Here is an 18,208-nt window from a genome sequence, read left to right on the forward strand (position 1 = left end):
ACGCATGTGAAGTCGATACGAGTGGCTGTGGCCACCGCTGCGGTGGCCATCGCGCTGACCGCCTGTTCATCTCCCATGCATGCCGGGGCCGCGGCCGTGGTGGGGAACGAGCGCATCTCGACGAGTCAGCTGCAGGCGGACACCGAGGACTACCTCGCCGCGCTCAAGCGGGCCAAGCTGGACGAGTCCGCGCTCGGAGGTGTGCCGGCCACGCAGTTCGTGTTGCAGCGGCTCACCGACGTGAGCGGGGCCCGGCAGCTTCTGGCGCGCTACAACGTGCAGGTGAGCCAGACGGAGATCGACACCGCGCTCAAGAACCCAGGCGACTATCCGTCGCCCGAGGTCTACCTGCTCTCCAGGGGAGTCTCGCCCGCGGACGCGAACGAGTACGGCCGCGTGCTGGTCGGTCTGGGCAAGCTGCAGCAGCAGTGGGGCGGCGCCGAGGCCGCGCAGCAGCGGCTGGCCAAGGAGCTGGGCGGCATCAAGGCCACCTACAGCCCCCGCTACGGGGCGCTCAACCAGCAGCAGTCGCAGGAGAACCCGTCGTTGTTCGTCGACACCGGCAGGTTCGGCAAGCTGACCCCGCAGCAGGCGCAGCCGCAGCAGCCGCAGCAGGGCTGAGGCGTGCCGCTGATCGTCGTCACCACCTCGCCCAGGGTCGCGCCCGGCCTGCTGAGCCACCAGGCCTGGCAGGCGCTGCGCTCCGGCCCGGTGCTCACGGCGTCGGGCGCCCATCCGCACCTGCCCTACCTGGCCGAGGCCGGGGTCGAGGTGCAGGTCACCGAGCCGGACCCGGCGGGGCTGGCGGCGCGGGCGGTCACCGAGACCGTCGTGTGGCTGGCCGAGGACGACGCCGACTTCATGCGCGCGGTCGGCAACGCGGCCGTCGTGCTCGACGAGCCGCCGCTGATCGAGATCGTGCCCGGCTCCTATGACCTGCCGGGCGCGCGGGTGCTCGACCTGGTGGCGGTGATGGACCGGCTGCGCACCGAGTGCCCCTGGGATCGTAAGCAGACGCACGAGTCGCTGGTCCCCTACCTGCTCGAAGAGGCCTACGAGGTCCTGGAGACCATCGAGCAGGGCGACTACCCGGCGCTGCGTGAGGAGCTGGGCGACCTGCTGCTGCAGGTGGTCTTCCACGCGCGGGTGGCGGAGGACTTCGACATGGACGACGTCGCCGCCGGGATCATCGACAAGCTCGTCCGCCGCCATCCGCACGTGTTCGGCACGGTGCGGGCGGAGAGCGCCGACGAGGTGAACGACAACTGGGACGCGATCAAGGCGGCCGAGCGGGCGGCCAAGGGCAGTGAGTCGGTGCTCGACGGGGTGCCCATGGGTCAGCCCGCGCTGTCGCTCGCGGCCCAGCTCCTGCGCAGGGCCGAGCGGGGCGGCGCGCCCGCGTCGTTGTCGGCCGCGGTCGGGCAGGGCGTGGCGCGGGAGTTGTTCGACCTCGTCCGCCGGGCCGGGGAGGCCGGTCTCGACGCCGAGGCCGAGCTGCGCGCCGCCGCCCGCACCTACCGCGATCGCGTCCGGACCTGGGAATCCGGCTGAGGTCCGCGCGCCCGGGGATGTCTCGCACCCGGGTGGCGGCCTGGGGATCCGGCTGAGGTCCGCGCGCTTGGGACGTCTCACACCCGGGTGGCGCGCGCCGTGACCGCGCCGTCGGCGCGCGCGGCCGTACCGATAGGCTCTGATGGCATATCGCCTTCCGATTTAGGAGCTCATCCGTGGCTACCATCGAGGTCGTTTACGCCCGCGAGATCCTCGACTCCAGGGGCAACCCGACGGTTGAGGTCGAGGTGGTGCTCGACGACGGCAGCACCGGCCGCGCGGCCGTGCCGAGCGGGGCGTCCACCGGCCAGTTCGAGGCGGTCGAGCTGCGTGACGGCGGCAAGCGTTACGGCGGCAAGGGCGTGGAGAAGGCCGTCCTCGCGGTCACCGACGAGATCTTCGACGAGATCAGCGGGGTCGAGGCGGAGGACCAGCGCATCATCGATCAGATCATGATCGACCTGGACCGCACGCCCAACAAGGCCAAGCTCGGCGCCAACGCCATCCTGGGCGTCTCGCTGGCCGTCGCGAAGGCCGCGGCCGACAGCGCCGACCTGCCGCTCTTCCGCTACATCGGCGGTCCCAACGCCCACGTGCTGCCCGTCCCGATGATGAACATCGTCAACGGCGGCGCCCACGCCGACACCAACGTCGACATCCAGGAGTTCATGATCGCGCCGATCGGCGCGGAGTCGTTCCGCGAGGCCGTGCGCATGGGCACCGAGGTCTATCACGCGCTCAAGGCCGTGCTCAAGGAGAAGGGCTACGCCACGGGTCTGGGCGACGAGGGCGGGTTCGCGCCCAACCTGCCGTCCAACCGCGACGCGCTCGACCTGATCCTGGTCGCCATCGAGCGGGCCGGCTACGTGCCGGGCGAGGACATCGCGCTGGCCCTCGACGCGGCCGCCTCCGAGTTCCACAAGGACGGCGTCTACACGATCGACGGCAAGGGCCTGTCGTCCGACGAGCTGATCGCCTTCTACGCGGACCTGGTCGCCAACTACCCGCTCGTCTCCCTCGAGGACCCGCTCGACGAGGAGGACTGGGCCGGCTGGAAGGCCCTCACCGACGCGCTCGGCGACAAGGTGCAGCTCGTCGGCGACGACCTGTTCGTCACCAACCCCGAGCGGCTTGAGCGCGGCATCCAGGCGGGCACCGCCAACGCCCTGCTGGTCAAGGTCAACCAGATCGGCACGCTGTCGGAGACCCTCGACGCCGTGGACCTGGCCCACCGCAGCGGCTACCGGTGCATGATGAGCCACCGCTCCGGCGAGACCGAGGACACGACGATCGCCGACCTCGCGGTGGCGGTCAACTGCGGTCAGATCAAGACCGGCGCCCCCGCGCGTTCGGACCGGGTGGCGAAGTACAACCAGTTGCTCCGCATCGAGGAGCTCCTCGACGATGCCGCCCGTTACGCGGGTCGCGCGGCTTTCCCGCGTTTTCGGCGCTAGTTTCGAGTACGGCTCGCGGCGCCCCTGATCCGGCCGCGAGCCGCACTTGAGGGGGTGTGCAGCAATTGGCGAAGAGGCCGCAGCTCACCGGGCGGGCCGCCATCCTGGCCGTCGTGGTGTGCGCTATCGCGATGAGCCTGGCCTACCCGGTGCGCGAGTACATCAGCCTGCGTCGCAGCATCTCCGAGCTGCGCGCGGAGAAGGCCAGGGTCGAGGCGGAGAAGCAGGCGCTGCTGACCCGCGACCGGCAGAGCAACGACCCCAACTGGATCAAGAAGATCGCCAAGGAGCGGCTGCACTACTGCGGCCCCGGCGAGAAGTGTTATGTGGTGATGGAGCCCGCCCAGGGCAAGGAAGAGACGACGGTGAAGCAGCCGGCGGCGGTCCCGCCGTGGTATCTGACGCTCTGGGAGTCCGTGGAGGCCGCCGACAAGGGCACCGGGCGCAGGGCGGTCACCGGAAAGGAAAGTGTTGGACAGTAAAGACGTCGAGGTCGTGGAGAGGCAGCTCGGGCGACCGCCCAGAGGGCTGCGCGCGGTGGCGCACCGCTGCCCGTGCGGCAACCCCGACGTGGTGGAGACCGCGCCGCGGCTGCCCGACGGCTCGCCCTTCCCGACCCTCTACTACCTGACCTGCCCCAAGGCGGCCTCGGCCATCGGCACCCTGGAAGGCTCCGGCCTGATGCGGGAGATGCAGACCAGGCTGACCACCGAGCCCGAGCTGGCCGCCGCCTACGAGGCCGCCCACGAGGACTACGTGGCCAGGCGGGACAAGGCCGCGCAGGAGGAGGGCATGGCGCCGCTTCCGCGCGAGATGCAGAGCGCGGGCGGCATGCCGGCGCGGGTCAAGTGCCTGCACGCGCTCGTCGGGCACGAGCTGGCGGCGCCCGGCGCCAACCCTTTCGGCAGGGAGGCGCTGGACGCACTCCCCGACTGGTGGAGTGACGGACCATGCGTGTAGCCGCCGTCGACTGCGGCACCAACTCCGTGCGCCTGCTCATCGCGGACGTCGGCGACGACCGGATCGAGGACGTCGAGCGGCGGATGGAGATCGTCCGCCTGGGCCAGGACGTCGACAGGACCGGCAGGCTCGCCCCGGACGCCCTGGAGCGCACGTTCAAGGCCATGCGCGCCTACCGCGAGCTGATCGACCGCCACGGCGCCGCCGCGACCCGGGTGGTCGCCACGAGCGCGACGCGGGACGCGGCCAACCGGGCGGAGTTCGTGGCCGGGGTGCGCGAGATCTTCGGGGTGGAGCCTGAGGTCGTGTCGGGGGCGGAGGAGGCCGAGCTCTCCTTCGTGGGCGCGACCAGGGGCCTGATCCGGCTGTCTCCGGAGACGGAGGTGCCGCAGGGCCCGCTGCCCCCTTACCTGGTGGTGGACATCGGCGGCGGATCCACCGAGTTCGTGGTCGGCTCCGAGCACGCGGAGGCGGCGCTGTCGGTCGACATCGGCTGCGTGCGCCTGACCGAGCGGCACCTGCGCGACGCCGGCGATCCGCCGCCCGCGCCCGCCCTGGAGGCCGTGGTGGCCGACATCGAGGCGGCGCTCGACCGGGTCGAGGCGGAGGTGCCCGTGCGCCGGGCGCACACGCTGGTGGGACTGGCGGGCTCCGTGACGACGGTCGCGGGCATCGCGCTCGACCTGCCCGCCTACGATCCGGCGCGGATCCATCACGCCAGGATCTCGGCCGAGCAGGTCCACGACGTGACACGGCGGCTGTTGGCGATGACGCATGGTGAGCGCGCGGCTGTTCCCGTGATGCATCCGGGAAGGGTCGACGTGATTGGCGCGGGGGCGCTAATTCTCGACCGGATTGTCCGCCGTTTCGCGTTTTCGCAGGTAGTCGTCAGCGAACACGACATTTTGGATGGGATCGCCTGGTCTCTGACCGATTAGCTGAAGAAATCCGGACATTTCCGGTACATGTGCCGTGTTGAGTGTGCAATCAGTATTGTGATTAGGTGAAGGGGCATTACGGGGGCTTTGCCATATCGCTGTGCACGGAAGGTGCCGGCGTGGCGACCGTTCCCGAGCGCGTCTCTTCCCTCACGGAATGGAGCACTCTCACATGATGTCTGTTGGTTTAGCGCGCAGGGCGGCGGCGTTCGGCGCCTCCGCCGCAGTGCTGGCCGCTCTCAGCGCGGGCCTGGTCGCCAGCCCCGCGCAGGCGAGCACCTCGACCAAGACCTCCACGGCGTCGTCGAAGGCCAAGATCTCGGTCTCGACGCCCAAGGCCGCCACGGGTAACTACGAAGGCTCGTGTCCGGTCAAGGTCAACTTCTCGGCCAAGATCGCGGTGCCGGTGAAGGGCTCGACCAAACTGGCCTACCGCTGGCTGCATGGTGACGGGTCCAAGAGCAAGGTCAGCGTGATCAAGCTCAAGGGCAAGGGCACCAAGACGGTGACGGTCAAGCAGGCCATCACCTTCAAGGAAGAGGTCAAGGGCTGGGAGGCCGTCCAGGTCCTCGGTCCCAAGAAGGTCACGTCCAAGAAGGGCTACTTCTCCGTTTCCTGCGTCAAGCCGCAGGACAACGTGCGGACGCACCTCGACGTGTCGGTGTCGGCCAGTGCCTGGGCGAGCCCGTCCTCGTACGTCGGCCCCTGCACCCCCGGTGACAAGATCGACTTCGTCGGCCTGATCAGGACCACCCACCCGACCTGGGTCCGTTACCGCTGGATCCTCAACGGTGACGTGGTCGACTACGGCAAGGTCAAGGTCGGCGACGCGCGCAAGGTCGGCTTCGGCATCTCCCCGCGGCACAGCCAGCGTGGCTATGCGCAGCTGGAGATCCTGGGCCGCGACGGCACGTCCTCCAACCGGGCCTCCTACAAGGTCTGGTGCAAGGACGCGGCCCCCGAGGCGCCGCACGCGAAGGTCTCCGCCTCCGCCACGGTGTCCACCACGTCCAACTGCACGCTGTACGCGATCGGCACCGTCCAGTCGACGGGCGCCGGCCGGGTCAGCTACTCCTGGACGGTCAACGGCCGTACGGCCGCCACCGGCGAGGTCTCCTTCGACCGCCACGGCGGCACGCGGAGCGTCCCCTCCCTGACGGCCGAGCTGATCGGGCAGGCCGCCAAGGGTGGCCGTGTCACGCTGTCCGTCTCGGGTCCGCACAACAGCGACTCGGTGACGCAGTCGTACGCCCCCTGCAAGGTGGAGGCCCCGGCTCCGGCCACGGCCACGCCCACGCCCCCGGCTTCCCTGCCGGCCGCGTGAGCTGATCGACCCACGCTTCCCGGCTCTCCTGCCGGTCGCGTGAACTGCTGGACCCACGCCTCTCGGCTTCCCTGCCGGTCGCGTGGACTGATCGGCCTATGACCGGGTGGCGCCTTCGGGTGCCACCCGGTCGTGTTCTCCCCGTGGCCGGCGCCCGCGAGGTGATGGGGCACGATCGTGGTCATGAGTTTCGTACCTCCCGGCACCGGCTGGCCCGGCGACCCGGCGACCGCGCGGACCCCGGTCGCCCACGACCCCGAGGACGTGCGGCGCCTCGCCGCCGCCAGCGCCACCCTGGCCGAGCTCACGGCCGGGGAGTCCGTCTGCCGGGCCTGCCCGCGCCTGGTGGAGTGGCGCGAGGAGGTCGCCAGGGTGAAGCGGCGCGCGTTCGCGGAGGAGACCTACTGGGGCCGTCCCGTTCCCGGGTGGGGCGACGAGCACCCGCGGATCCTGATCGTCGGGCTGGCGCCCGCCGCGCACGGCGGCAACAGGACGGGGCGGATCTTCACCGGCGACCGCAGTGGCGACTGGTTGTTCGCCGCGCTCCACCAGGCCGGCCTGGCCGCGAAGGACACCAGCACGCACGCCGGCGACGGGCAGCGGCTCATCGGCGCGCGGGTGGTGGCCGCGGTCCGCTGCGCGCCGCCGGACAACAAGCCCACCCCGTCGGAGAAGAGCGCCTGCTTCCCCTGGCTGGCCCGCGAGATGACGCTGGCCGCCCCGGACGTGCGGGTGGTCGTGGCGCTCGGCGGCTACGCCTGGCAGGCCATGTGGCCCGCGCTCAAGGAGGCGGGCTACGAGCTGCCGCGCGCCAGGCCGCCGTTCGGGCACGGGGCCGAGGTCCAGGCCCGGCACGGCGGCGAGCCGGTGACGCTGATCGGCTGCTACCACCCCAGCCAGCAGAACACCTTCACCGGCCGCGTCACCGCACGTATGCTGGAGGAAATCTTCATCAAGGCCAGGTCACTGGCTGTGTGACGCGTAGCACCACGGGGGGATTGGCTTCTTGGGGAGTGCTTGACATAGGCTTGTGAATGCTTTCACAAGCATTCCACGAGGGATGGGGCCTCAGGATGAACCAGCACATCTTGATCGTCGGCGGCGGATACGTCGGCCTGTACACAGCACTGCGGCTGCAACGCAAGCTCCACCGGGAGCTGCGCGCCGGTGAGGCACGCATCACGATCATCGACCCCCAGTCCTACATGACCTACCAGCCGTTCCTGCCGGAGGCGGCGGCGGGCAACCTCTCGCCCCGGCACGTGGTGGCTCCGCTGCGGCGGATCCTCCCCAAGGTGCGCATACTCAACGGCACGGTGACGAAGATCAGCCACGCCGAGCGTGCCGTCACCTTCCAGCCGGCCGAGGGCGAGCCGCGCCAGGTGGCCTACGACGTGATCGTGATGGCCGCCGGCTCGATCTCCCGCACGCTGCCCATTCCGGGGCTCACCGACATCGGCATCGGCTTCAAGACCGTCGGCGAGGCCATCGCGCTGCGCAACCGGGTGCTGCACCTGCTCGACGTGGCCGAGTCCACCGAGGACCCGGAGGTGCGGCGCAGGGCGCTGACCTTCGTCGTGGTCGGGGCCGGCTTCGCGGGCGTGGAGGCGCTGGCCGAGCTGGAGGACATGGCGAAGGACTCCACCCGCTACTACCGCAACCTCACGCCCGCCGACATCCGGTGGGTGCTCGTGGAGGCCACCGACCGGGTGCTGCCCGAAGTCGGCCCCGAGATGGGCAAGTGGACGCTGGAGCAGCTCCGCGAGCGCGGCATCGACGTACGGCTCGACACCCGCCTGGTGTCCTGCGAGGGCGGCCGCGTGGTGCTCTCGGACGGCACGGAGTTCGACGCGGAGACCCTCGTCTGGACCGCCGGGGTCAAGCCCAGCCCCGTGGTCAACGACGCCGATCTCCCGCTCGACGAGCGCGGCCGGATCAAGGCCACCGCCAAGCTGACCATCGCGGCCACGTCGGACGCCTTCGCCGCGGGCGACGCCGCGGGGGTGCCCGACGTCACCAACCCCGGGCAATACTGCGCGCCGAACGCCCAGCACGCGGTGCGCCAGGCCAAGGTGCTGGCCGACAACATCGTCCGGCACCTGCGCGGGGAGCAACTGGTCGAATACCGCCACAAGTATGTCGGATCGGTGGCCGGATTGGGCCTGCATCAAGGCGTCGCCAATGTCTATGGCGTCAAGCTTCGCGGATTCCCTGCATGGTTCATGCACCGGACCTACCATCTGTCGCGGGTGCCGACGCTGAACCGCAAGGTCCGTGTCGTCGTCGATTGGACCCTGGCCCTGTTCTTCAAGCGAGAGACGATCTCACTGGGTGAGATGGAGCACCCGCGCGAGGGCTTCAGGGCCGCGGTGGCGACGACCCGCCGCTAGCCCAGGCACGGCAGCGCCCCGGCCCACATGGCCGGGGCGTTCTCGGCGCCCCTGATCGCAAGGCGGAAGGGGTACCACGGGTGGGGCTCTCAGCGGTGACCGTGCTCGGCGTGGACCGGCCCGGCGTGATCGCCGCGGTCACCGGTTCGCTCGCCGACTGCGGAGCGAACATCCAGGACTCGACCATGACGTTGCTCGGCGGCCACGTGGCGATGATGTTGCTGGTCTCGGGCGAGCTGGACTCCGCGGAGCTGGTGCGGCGGCTGCGCGCGCCCGAGCTCGTGGTGACCGCCTCCGCCATCAAGGCCAGCCGGCACTTCTGCGACGGGGGCGCGGGCCTCGAATACGTGCTCACCGTGTACGGGCCCGACCGGCCCGGCATCATCTCCGGCATCAGCGCCGTGCTGGCCGCCGACGGCGGCAACATCACGGGGATGAGCACCCGGCTCACCGGCCGCCTCTATGTGCTGATCGCCGACGTCGAGCTGCCCAAGGAGGTGGACGTGGCGGCGCTCATGCGCAGGCTGGCCGCCGTCGGCGCCGGCCTCGACGCCGAGATCACCTTCCGCCCCGTCGAACCGGACCTGTTGTGAGGGGAACCGCGCGTGCGGTGCTCGGCGCCCCGCATCCCCTCCTGTCGGCCACCGCCGAGGCGGTGGACCCGACCGACCCGGACGTCATGACCGCCGCCGCCGATCTGCTGGCCACCCTGCGCGCTGAGACGGCCACGACCGGGCTGGCGGCCCCCCAGATCGGCCTGAGCTGGCGGCTGATCGCCTTTGACGCCGGACTCCACCCCCGGAGCAGGTCGTGGGCCGGAGAGCTCGTCGTGGTCAATCCACGCCTCACCCGGGCCTCCCACTGGGATCACGGGCGCGAGGGGTGCGCGTCCATCGCTGGACTCATGGCCGACGTACTGCGTGCGACGCGTATCACGGTACGTGGGCATTTGCCAGGCACGGGCGAGGGCGTCACCATCGAGGCGGATGCCTTCGAAGCCCGCTGCATTCAGCACCAACTGGACCATCTGGACGGTCTACTCTTCTTGGACAGAGTCCCTGGAGCGCTATCACTTCACCGCAGACTTCACAGTTGTGACGCCTGATGCGAAGTTGTGCTCCTCGGAAGCATGGTCCGTTTCGTATGATTGCGGCGCCCCCGTAGCCCAATGGCAGAGGCAAACCCCTTAAAAGGGTTGACGTGCGGGTTCGAATCCCGCCGGGGGCACTGCCATCTTCTTCGCCCTTTAGGTCTCTGACCTGGAGATTCACCGCGATCGTCCGATGGGCCCCGCTCGGCCGTTCCCGGCCGATATCGAGTTGTTATGGAGTTGCCATCGTTCTGGCTGCTCCGGCGTGCACGCACGGGGTCGGAGACCCCGTCGCCGAGTGGCCCAGTAAGCTCTCCGCAGCGGCGCGGTCACGGGATTGACTTTCGACTTCCCGCATTGTGACAAGCCGTCGTCGCGGCCTTCTCGGATTGTTTCTTTCCGTGAATGGACGACTACGCTTTACGACGGGTCTTTTGGTCCGGGGAAAGGGTCCGCGCCGCCGGCGGCGCGAGGTCACGGCCACCGGCCGGGAAGATCCGGATGACCTTGGGAACTCCACGGCGCGCACGCTCGTTGTGATGGCTGCCGAAGTTCCGAATGAACACCGATCTGAGCGCGAGTTGACCAAGGTGCCGCCGGGCCCCGTAGGCTCGTCGTCACAGGAGGCAGCGATGGAGAGCAAGAACCCCGTATTCAGCAGGTCGCGGCAGCAGGCCGGTGGGTGGGCCGGGCCCGCGCCGTCCCCCGGCCAGTTGCAGAACATGTACGACGCCCCGTCGTACGCGGCCCCCACCCGACCCGCGCAGCGCGCCATGACGCTCGACGACGTCGTCGTGCGCGGCTTCCTCACCCTGGGCGCGCTCGTCGTCGCGGCGACCGCCGCCTGGATCCTCAGGGTCCCGCCCGTGGTCGCCATCGGCGCCGCTGTCGTGGCGCTGATCCTGGGACTCATCGTCTCGTTCACGCAGAGCACCAACCCGGCGCTCATCCTCGGCTACGCCGTGTTCGAGGGCGTCTTCCTGGGCAAGATCAGCTTCGTCTTCTCCGGCGGGGCCAGCGGCATCGTGCTGCAGGCGATCCTCGGCACGGCCTTCGCCTTCGGCGCCGTGCTGACCGTCTACTCGCTGCGCGTCATCCGGGTGACGCCGAAGCTGGTGAAGTTCGGCATCGCCGCCGCCATCGCGGCCTTGGGCCTGCTGCTCGTCAACCTGCTCGTGAGTTTCTTCAACGCGGGCGTCGGCCTCGGCCTCCGGACCGACAGCCCCATCGGCTGGGTCTTCAGCATCGCGATGATCCTGATCGGCTGCTTCTTCCTGCTGCTCGACTTCGACGCGATCGAGCAGGGCGTCAAGCAGGGCGCTCCGGAGAAGTTCGCCTGGCAGTGCGCCTTCGGGCTCACGGTGAGCCTGGTCTGGATCTACCTGGAAGTGCTCCGCTTGGTCAGCTACTTCACCCGCGACTAGTCTCCCGCGCACCTGACCACCCGAGAGGGCCCCGCCGTTGAGGCGGGGCCCTCTCTCTGTGTGCGACCGAAAATCTACGTGCCGTCACAAAATGATGCCTGGTTGGGGGCTTGCCAACTGGACGATGCTGTTGCAGTGTCGAGCAAAGGACCTTAATCCGCGGAGGTGCCCATGTCCTTGAACCACTCACCGGAGACGCAGACGAAGCTCATCGCAAGGGTCCCCACGATAACGGGACGCGAACTCCCCGAGTGGTTTCAAGCCATCGACAACGGCCCGGCTTTCCTGAGGTGCGGCGAGCGGGCCAACTGGCTCGCCGACGAGCACGGGCTCACGCACGGCTACGCCGCCGCGATCGTGCACGAACACGAGCGGCACCGCCGTAACCGCATGGGCTTCATTTAGGCCCATCCGTCCCCGCGCGCCCGTGCCCTGAGCGCGGGCGCGTCATCATGGGGGCATGGATCTCGACAAAGCACTCGGCTTTCTCCGCACCCATCATCGAGCCGTCCTGCTGACCAGGCATCGCGACGGGCGTCCGCAGATGACCCCGGTGACGGCCGGCGTCCAGGACGGCGCGGTGGTGATCAGCACCCGGGAGACGGCGGCCAAGGTCCGCAACATCCACCGCGACCCGCACGTCTCCCTGTGCGTCTTCACCGACGGCTTCTACGGCGACTGGATCCAGGTCGACGGCACGGCCGAGATCATCTCGCTGCCGGACGCCATGGATCACCTGGTGGCCTACTACCGCGACATCTCCGGCGAGCATCCCGACTGGGACGACTACCGCGCCGCCATGGTCCGGGACCGGCGCGTCATCCTCCGCGTCACGCCGACCCGCGCCGGTCCTGACCGCCACGGGTGACCAAATCCCCCGAGCGCCCCAGGGAGCGGGCCACGGAAGCCGGGTGACGGGGGCTCGCGTAGCGGCGGGCCACCGGCATCCGGTCAGCGGCCGTTTCCCTGGAGGCGCTCAGCCACGTGCGGTGGGTGGGAGACCCCGGCTCGCGTACCTGATGGGGTCTTTTATCCGGTCAGCTCAGGCGCTCCAGGACCATCGCCATGCCCTGGCCGCCGCCGACGCACATCGTCTCCAGGCCGAAGCTCTTGTCGTGGTGCTGCAGGCTGTTGATCAGCGTGGACGTGATGCGCGCGCCCGTCATCCCGAACGGGTGGCCCACCGCGATGGCGCCGCCGTTGACGTTCAGCCGCTCCAGCGGGATCCCCAGCTCCTGGTACGACGGGATCACCTGGGCCGCGAACGCCTCGTTGATCTCCACGAGGTCGATGTCCTCGATCGCCATCCCGGCCCGCGCGAGCGCCTGCTTGCTCGCCTCCACCGGGCCCAGCCCCATGATCTCCGGCGACAACCCGGTGACGCCCGTCGAGACGATCCTGGCCAGCGGCGTGATGCCGAGCTCGGCCGCCTTGACGTCGCTCATCACGATCACGGCGGCGGCGCCGTCGTTCAGCGCGCAGCAGTTGCCGGCCGTGACGGTCCCGTCCGGCCGGAAGACCGGCGCGAGGCTCGACACCTTCTCGTACGTCGTCCCCGCCCGCGGACCGTCGTCCTTGGCCACCACGCTCCCGTCGGGCAGCGTCACCGGCGTGATGTCCTTCTGCCAGAACCCGTCGGCCTGCGCCTTCTCCGCGAGGTTCTGCGAGCGCACCCCGAACTCGTCCTGCTCCTGACGGCTCACGCCCTTGATCTGCGCGAGGTTCTCGGCGGTCTGTCCCATCGCGACGTAGATGTCGGGGATCGACCCGTCCTCGCGAGGGTCGTGCCAGCTCTGCCCGCCCTCGGCGGACTTCTTGGTCCGCGACAACGCGTCGAGGAAGGCCGGGTTGTGCGTGTCGGGCAGCGAGTCGGAGTTGCCCTTGACGAACCGCGACACGGTCTCCACGCCGGCCGAGACGAACACGTCGCCCTCGCCCGCCTTGATCGCGTGGAAGGCCATGCGCGTGGTCTGCAGCGACGACGAGCAGTAACGCGTCACGGTGGTGCCGGGCACGTTGTCGAGCCCGAGCAGCACCGACACCACCCGGGCCATGTTGAAGCCCTGCTCACCCCCGGGCAGCCCGCACCCCAGCATGATGTCGTCGATGCTCGACGGGTCGAGCTGGGGCACCTTGGCCAGCGCCGCCTGGATCATCTGCGCGGTGAGGTCGTCGGGGCGGATCTCCTTGAGCGAACCCTTGAAGGCTCGTCCGATCGGGGATCGCGCGGTTGCGACGATGACTGCCTCGGGCATGGCTCCTCCTTTGTCGGCGCTAATAGTAGAACTATATTCCAGTTCTCCGCGCAAGCCCCGCCGACCCCGCCGCGTTTATCCGTACATGCCCGGAGCAGTGGCGACGTGATCGTTCAAGGCGTGGATGCCGCCCTTCTCGTCGCGCCACAACCGCCAGCCGTCCTGGCTGCCGGTGAACCAGGGCGGTGGCGCGGCCGCCGGGGAGACCCGCTTGCCGGCGCCGAGGGTGTACTCGCACAGGGCGGCCGTCGAGTAGAACCCGGGCGCCTGGCCGCGCAGCGGCAGCGGCTTGGGATCGGTGACGCAGAAGGACCAGCCGCGCTCCTCCTCCACGGGCACGGCCTTGCCGGAGGCGATGTCGAAGGCGGTGCCCTTGGCGTCGTGCTTGAGGAAGCCGAGCCGCTCCATCCGCTCGGGGAAGGCGAGCCACCAGCCGGATCCCGGCACGTCGGCGGCGGTGATCTGGCCGAGCACCCGGCCGGTCTCCGAGTCCAGCCGGGCGAAGCCGCCGTAGGCGCCCTGGCGGTCGACGGGGCGCACGACCGGGGCGTAGCCGGGGTTGCCGCTCGGATAGACGCGGACGACCGAGGGCCGCATCCAGTTGATCGTCCCATCGCTGATCTTGATGGAGAAGAGGCCGAAGGTGGAGAGCTTCTTCGTCTTGGGGCTGGTGTAGGGGGCGACGTAGCCGACCAGGTTCGCGCCTGTCGAGCCGAACGCCCATCCGCCCGACATGTCGATGCCGGGGCCCAGCGCCTGGTCGATCGGCTGCTGCCACTGGAGCTTGCCGGTCTTGAGCTCGTACGACTCGATCATCGGGTTGGCCGCCAGCCTGAGCAGCAGGACCCGGCTCTGGTCGGCCCACTCGACCTCGGAGATGCCCGGCAGCGTCCACAGGGGCTTTCCCGTGGCCGGGTCGAGCACCACCATCCGCGCCTTGGCCAGGGCGGTGTGCTCGGACAGGCAGAGGTAGGGCCCGCACCGCTGCGGGCCGAACGTCGAGTGCACCGGCCGGGTCCACTTCTGCGCCCCCGAGTGGGCGTCGCGGGCGACGAGGGTGGCGTTCCACCGGCCCTTCTTGGCCGGATCGAGCGCGGCGACCACCCCCTGGCCCTTGGCCGTGTCCACGATCGCTGGCGTGGACACTCCCATCCCGGGCAGGCGGCCCGCCATCGTGGCGGGGTGGGCCCACAGCCGCTTGCCGTCGCGCAGGCCGACGGCGACCGTCTCCAGCGTGCCGTCGGGCTTCATCGAGGTGACGGCGACCACCCCGGCCGCCACGGCCATCCTGCTGACCGTGTTGACCTGGGTGTTGTGCCAGGTGGGGAAGTGTGTGGTGGCCGCGTCGCTGCCGGAGCAGGCTGTCGCGGCGAGGGTTCCGGCGAGGACGAGGGACGGTTTCCACAGGGGCCGGAGCACAGGCAATCCACTCCAAAGAAGACGGGGAGTGGCGGCTCGGGCTCGGAGGGTAACCGGAGTCAGGCGTCGTTGAGCGGCTCGCCGAGCCGCCGGCGGAACAACGTGGCCCATTTCCCGTGCAGGCCCGTCGCCCGTCCGTCGACCCGGGTCGCGGTGACCTCGGTGCCGGGCTCCTCCGCGGCCGTAGCCGCCGCAAGGTAAATCGGTTGCAGCGCTGCGCCAAGTGCGGGGCGCGGCTCAGGCCACAGCCCCAACGCAGCGCACACTGACGGTAGCACCGCGTAAGCGGCCTGCGCGTAACCTCGGTCAGATGGATGGAAACGATCCGGTCCGAACATTTCTGCCGGATTTGTATCGAACTCCGGGCCCAGAACGTCCGCGAACGCCACCGTCCGGCCGCCGGCGTCCACCACCGCCACCGTCTGCGCCGCCGCGAGCTGGCGGCTCCAGCGCCGCGTCACCCAGCGCAGCGGCTGCGCGATCGGCCGCACCGTGCCGAGGTCGGGGCAGGTGCCCACGACCACCTCGACGCCCGCGTCCCGCAGCCGGCGCACGGCCTTGGTCAGATGCCGTACGGCCGCCGCGGGCGGTGTCTGCGTGATGATGTCGTTGGCGCCCACGAAGATCACCACGATCTCGGGCTCCAGGGCCAGGGCCACGTCCACCTGCTCGCCCAGCTCGGCCGACGGGGCGCCCGACTTGCCGGCGACGACGAGGTGCACCGGGCGCTCGGCGACGGCGGCCAGGCCGTTGGCGAGCAGCACGGCGGGGGTGTGGCCCGGGTCGGCCAGGCCGAGGCCGACGGAGGTGGAGTCGCCCAGCATGGCCATCCTGAGCGGCTCGCCGGGGAAGTCGCCGTAGACGCCGTCGGCCGGCGGCCCGTCCAGGCCGTGCGGGCGGCCGATCGCCTTCCGCGCGAGCAGCCCCTCCGCGATCAGCAGACCGTACGCCGTGGCCCCGAGGGCCGTCAGCCCGCCACCTCCGAGTGCGGCCGCGGTCGCGATCTTGCGTGCCGCGCGCGCCATGCCTGCTGCCCAGACCACGTAGGTGCCCTCCCTAGTCGAACTCGGCGGTAGCGTTTCCCTGGAAAACTAGCCGAGGGCCTGCCGCCCCCACTGGATCTCGGCCACTGGCAAGCTGATCAAGCTTCGGCAAAGAAGGTGAACACCTCGGTGCGCGTTTACGATTCCCTGGTCGACCTGATGGGCAACACCCCGCTCGTCCGCCTGCACAAAGTCACCGCTGGACTGCCCGCACAAGTGGTGGCCAAGGTCGAGTACTTCAACCCGGGTGGCTCCGTCAAGGATCGCATCGCCGTGCGCATGATCGAGGCCGCCGAGGCTTCGGGGGCGTTGCGTCCCGGTGGCGTCATCGTCGAGCCGACCTCGGGTAACACCGGCGTCGGCCTGGCCATCGTGGCCCAGCAGAAGGGCTACCGGTGCCTGTTCGTGGTGCCCGACAAGGTGGCCCAGGACAAGATCGCGGTGCTGCGGGCGTACGGGGCCGAGGTCGTGGTCTGCCCGACCGCCGTCTCGCCCGAGCACCCCGACTCCTACTACTCGGTCTCCGACCGGCTGGCCCGCGAGGTGCCGAACGCCTGGAAGCCCGACCAGTACTCCAACGTCAACAACCCCGACTCCCACTACCACTCCACCGGACCTGAGCTCTGGGAGCAGACCGAGGGCAAGATCACCCACTTCGTCGCGGGCATCGGCACCGGGGGCACGATCAGCGGCACGGGCCGCTACCTCAAGGAGGTCTCCGGCGGCCGGGTCAAGATCATCGGGGCCGACCCCGAGGGCTCGGTCTACTCCGGCGGGTCGGGGCGCCCCTACCTGGTGGAGGGGGTCGGCGAGGACATCTGGCCGGCCACGTACGACACCAAGATCTGCGACGAGATCATCGCGGTGTCCGACAAGGAGTCGTTCAACATGACCCGCCGGCTGGCCCGCGAGGAGGGTCTGCTGGTCGGCGGCTCCTGCGGGATGGCCGTCGTGGCGGCGCTGCGGGTGGCGGCCACGGCCGGGCCCGGCGACATGGTGGTCGTGCTGCTGCCCGACGGCGGTCGCGGCTATCTGTCCAAGATCTTCAACGACGACTGGATGGCCGACTACGGCTTCCTGACCACCAACTCCGACGAAGGACTGGTCGGCGACGTGCTGCGGCGGAAGGGGCCGGGGATGCCGGAGTTCGTGCACGCGCATCCGCACGAGTCGGTCGGCACGGCCATCGCCATCATGCGCGAATACTCGGTGTCCCAGCTTCCCGTGATGAAGGAGGAGCCCCCCGTCATGGCGGCCGAGGTGGTGGGCTCCATCGTCGAGCGCGACCTCCTCGAAGCCCTCTATCACGGCAGGCTCTCCTCCGACGACCCGATTGCTGATCATATGTCCGCGCCGCTACCCACTATCGGTAACGGCGAACCTGTGGCGCGGGCGGTCGAAGCGCTGGAGAAGGCCGACGCCGCCGTGGTTCTGGAGGACGGCAAGCCCGCCGGGCTGATCACCCGGCAGGACCTGCTCGCGTTCCTCGCCAACCACTAGGGCTTTCTGATCGACTCGATCACGGTGCCGAGCCCCTCGTGCCCGCGCCCTTCGGCGTCGGCGCGTTCGAAGAGCCGCCGCAACGCGCTCGGCACCGTGGTCTCCAGACCCGCCTCAGCCAGCGTCTCCACGGCGTGGCCGAGGCCGGCCACCTGCATGCGCAGGGAGTGCAGCTCGCCCGGGTACGTCTCCGACTCGAACTCCTCGGCCAGGTGCCTGGCGAACCCCATCGGCCCGTCGCCGCCCATCTGGCTGAACAGCGACTGCGCGAACGGCAGGAACTCCATCGGGGACACGCCCGCCGACCGCAGCAGCGCCATGGCGTGCATGTGGCTCGTCAGCCCGGACCAGAAGATCAGCAGCTGGGCCTGGTAGTACGTCATCGCCAGGCCCTGGTCGGCGCCCACGTAGGTGAGCTCGCTCAGAGCTTCGAGCGTCTTCGCGTGCCGGTCGAACACCTCCTTCGGCCCGCTGTAGAACGTGTAGGCCCCCGGCCGCCCGATCGCGGGCGGCGGGACCATGATGCCCGCCGTGATGAGCACGCCCCCGCGCTCCTCCACCCACGCCGCCGCCTCGCGCAGCTCCCCCGGGGTGCCGGAGCTGAGGTTGACCACCACCTTTCCGTCCAGGCGGGCGTCGCCGAAACTGTCGTACATCCCCTGGTAGCCGGTCTGGCTGACCACCAGCAACTCGCCGTCGGCCGCGCTGCCCGCTCGCCTGGCGCCCCTGGCCAGCAGGGGCTCCGCCTTGCTCGCCGTACGGTTCCACACCGTCACCTCATGGCCCGCCGCCAGGAACGTCTCGGCCATCTTCGACCCCATCGGGCCCAGTCCCACTACCGTCACTCGACTCATGCCGGC

At 70.0% G+C, this 18,208-nt stretch carries 19 protein-coding genes and 1 tRNA gene; 16 read left to right on the top strand and 4 right to left on the bottom strand.

Annotated elements, in window-relative coordinates:
- Nucleotides 1–6: 6 nt before the first annotated feature.
- From ACWD0F_RS14120 to ACWD0F_RS14190, 15 genes are all read left to right on the top strand, one after another.
- Nucleotides 7–621, top strand: coding sequence for a hypothetical protein (locus ACWD0F_RS14120; protein ID WP_449875254.1), 615 nt, complete (start codon nucleotides 7–9; stop codon nucleotides 619–621).
- A 3-nt stretch (nucleotides 622–624) separates the two neighbouring features.
- Nucleotides 625–1,551 (top strand): MazG family protein, encoded by a 927-nt coding sequence (locus tag ACWD0F_RS14125; protein WP_449875256.1) that lies wholly within the window; start codon nucleotides 625–627, stop codon nucleotides 1,549–1,551.
- Nucleotides 1,552–1,727: 176 nt separating this feature from the next.
- The gene (gene eno / locus ACWD0F_RS14130; RefSeq protein WP_449875258.1) at nucleotides 1,728–3,005 is read left to right on the top strand and encodes a phosphopyruvate hydratase; all 1,278 of its coding nucleotides are present in this window, start codon (nucleotides 1,728–1,730) and stop codon (nucleotides 3,003–3,005) included.
- 65 nt (nucleotides 3,006–3,070) lie between these two features.
- Nucleotides 3,071–3,487 (top strand): FtsB family cell division protein, encoded by a 417-nt coding sequence (locus ACWD0F_RS14135; RefSeq protein ID WP_449875259.1) that lies wholly within the window; start codon nucleotides 3,071–3,073, stop codon nucleotides 3,485–3,487.
- Nucleotides 3,477–3,965, top strand: a complete 489-nt coding sequence (locus tag ACWD0F_RS14140) for a DUF501 domain-containing protein (protein WP_449875261.1) — start codon at nucleotides 3,477–3,479, stop codon at nucleotides 3,963–3,965. The genes ACWD0F_RS14135 and ACWD0F_RS14140 overlap by 11 nt, the downstream gene beginning before the upstream one ends.
- Entirely contained in the window at nucleotides 3,956–4,903 is a 948-nt protein-coding gene (locus ACWD0F_RS14145; protein ID WP_449875262.1) for a Ppx/GppA phosphatase family protein, read from the top strand. Before ACWD0F_RS14140 ends, ACWD0F_RS14145 begins: the two co-directional genes overlap by 10 nt.
- 175 nt (nucleotides 4,904–5,078) lie before the next feature.
- A complete protein-coding gene (locus ACWD0F_RS14150) occupies nucleotides 5,079–6,227 on the top strand; it encodes a hypothetical protein (RefSeq protein WP_449875264.1) in 1,149 nt (382 codons plus the stop codon).
- Nucleotides 6,228–6,410: 183 nt separating this feature from the next.
- On the top strand, nucleotides 6,411–7,205 hold the full coding sequence (locus ACWD0F_RS14155; protein ID WP_449875266.1) for a uracil-DNA glycosylase: 795 nt from the start codon (nucleotides 6,411–6,413) through the stop codon (nucleotides 7,203–7,205).
- Between the two features lie 95 nt (nucleotides 7,206–7,300).
- Nucleotides 7,301–8,617 carry an NAD(P)/FAD-dependent oxidoreductase gene (locus tag ACWD0F_RS14160; protein ID WP_449875268.1) on the top strand — a complete coding sequence of 439 codons (1,317 nt, stop codon included), beginning with the start codon at nucleotides 7,301–7,303 and terminating at the stop codon, nucleotides 8,615–8,617.
- Nucleotides 8,618–8,697: 80 nt separating this feature from the next.
- Nucleotides 8,698–9,210 (top strand): glycine cleavage system protein R, encoded by a 513-nt coding sequence (locus ACWD0F_RS14165; RefSeq protein ID WP_449875270.1) that lies wholly within the window; start codon nucleotides 8,698–8,700, stop codon nucleotides 9,208–9,210.
- A gap of 17 nt (nucleotides 9,211–9,227) precedes the next feature.
- On the top strand, nucleotides 9,228–9,722 hold the full coding sequence (locus ACWD0F_RS14170; RefSeq protein ID WP_449875272.1) for a peptide deformylase: 495 nt from the start codon (nucleotides 9,228–9,230) through the stop codon (nucleotides 9,720–9,722).
- 49 nt (nucleotides 9,723–9,771) lie between these two features.
- Nucleotides 9,772–9,844: transfer RNA gene (locus tag ACWD0F_RS14175), tRNA-Leu, on the top strand.
- 495 nt (nucleotides 9,845–10,339) lie between these two features.
- Nucleotides 10,340–11,131 (top strand): Bax inhibitor-1/YccA family protein, encoded by a 792-nt coding sequence (locus tag ACWD0F_RS14180; RefSeq protein WP_449875274.1) that lies wholly within the window; start codon nucleotides 10,340–10,342, stop codon nucleotides 11,129–11,131.
- Between the two features lie 171 nt (nucleotides 11,132–11,302).
- Entirely contained in the window at nucleotides 11,303–11,536 is a 234-nt protein-coding gene (locus tag ACWD0F_RS14185; protein WP_449875276.1) for a DUF4287 domain-containing protein, read from the top strand.
- Between the two features lie 55 nt (nucleotides 11,537–11,591).
- Nucleotides 11,592–11,999: a PPOX class F420-dependent oxidoreductase gene (locus ACWD0F_RS14190; RefSeq protein WP_449875278.1), complete on the top strand. Its 408-nt coding sequence runs from the start codon at nucleotides 11,592–11,594 to the stop codon at nucleotides 11,997–11,999.
- A gap of 169 nt (nucleotides 12,000–12,168) precedes the next feature.
- Here ACWD0F_RS14190 and ACWD0F_RS14195 read toward each other — a convergent pair whose 3' ends face one another.
- The 3 genes from ACWD0F_RS14195 to ACWD0F_RS14205 form a co-directional block, all read right to left on the bottom strand.
- Nucleotides 12,169–13,386 (bottom strand): acetyl-CoA C-acetyltransferase, encoded by a 1,218-nt coding sequence (locus ACWD0F_RS14195; protein WP_449875280.1) that lies wholly within the window; start codon nucleotides 13,384–13,386, stop codon nucleotides 12,169–12,171.
- 75 nt (nucleotides 13,387–13,461) lie between these two features.
- Nucleotides 13,462–14,805: an outer membrane protein assembly factor BamB family protein gene (locus tag ACWD0F_RS14200; RefSeq protein ID WP_449875282.1), complete on the bottom strand. Its 1,344-nt coding sequence runs from the start codon at nucleotides 14,803–14,805 to the stop codon at nucleotides 13,462–13,464.
- 59 nt (nucleotides 14,806–14,864) lie between these two features.
- Nucleotides 14,865–15,848: an SGNH/GDSL hydrolase family protein gene (locus ACWD0F_RS14205; protein ID WP_449875284.1), complete on the bottom strand. Its 984-nt coding sequence runs from the start codon at nucleotides 15,846–15,848 to the stop codon at nucleotides 14,865–14,867.
- A 129-nt stretch (nucleotides 15,849–15,977) separates the two neighbouring features.
- Here ACWD0F_RS14205 and ACWD0F_RS14210 point away from each other — a divergent pair, with 129 nt between their 5' ends.
- Nucleotides 15,978–17,348 carry a cystathionine beta-synthase gene (locus tag ACWD0F_RS14210; RefSeq protein WP_449875286.1) on the top strand — a complete coding sequence of 457 codons (1,371 nt, stop codon included), beginning with the start codon at nucleotides 15,978–15,980 and terminating at the stop codon, nucleotides 17,346–17,348.
- Here the strand turns inward: ACWD0F_RS14210 and ACWD0F_RS14215 are convergent.
- Nucleotides 17,345–18,202 (bottom strand): NAD(P)-dependent oxidoreductase, encoded by an 858-nt coding sequence (locus ACWD0F_RS14215; RefSeq protein ID WP_449875288.1) that lies wholly within the window; start codon nucleotides 18,200–18,202, stop codon nucleotides 17,345–17,347. The two genes, ACWD0F_RS14210 and ACWD0F_RS14215, sit on opposite strands and share 4 nt — an antisense overlap.
- Between the last annotated feature and the right edge of the window lie 6 nt (nucleotides 18,203–18,208).

The sequence above is a fragment of the Nonomuraea sp. NPDC002799 genome, from assembly GCF_053592075.1.